This window comes from Gluconobacter sp. P1D12_c (assembly GCF_018812105.1).
In the GTDB taxonomy this organism is placed as follows: domain Bacteria; phylum Pseudomonadota; class Alphaproteobacteria; order Acetobacterales; family Acetobacteraceae; genus Gluconobacter; species Gluconobacter oxydans_A.
The window spans coordinates 1-399 of the sequence record NZ_JACSIQ010000666.1; the positions used below are offsets into that span (position 1 = coordinate 1).

Consider the following 399-nt stretch of genomic DNA (forward strand, 5'->3'; position numbering starts at 1 on the left):
TACCGATCATCCTTTTCCCTTGGGGAACCGCCAAAAATGGCTTGCCATTAGGTCGCACCACGTGCGACCATAAAGTCGCACAGTGTGCGACCTATTCGGCACTCATACAGAGGTTTCCCACATGCGGAACATGACCCGTCTCAAGACCCCAAAAGATCGGCTTCGTGAAGATCAGGCCGAACAGGTTCGCCAAGCCCTTTTGCMGTTTTTTGACAATCCCGATTTTGACCATGATGCCCTTGGCCGGGTCATGGTCACCGTTCAACGCATTACTACCCCAGCCCCCGGAACAACGGAGCCGTTTGTTATGATCCGTCCCGCACAGAACCGTGCTGTCACCTTGTGGCTAATGAAGAACAGTAAACGTCCAATGAAGGCCGTGGACGTCTGGACGCTCTT

The 399-nt window shown here is 53.5% G+C and carries 1 pseudogene; it reads left to right on the forward strand.

The window, feature by feature from the left end:
• Nucleotides 1-130 precede the first annotated feature (130 nt).
• Nucleotides 131-399: pseudogene (locus KP705_RS18650) on the forward strand (hypothetical protein); the annotation flags it as partial.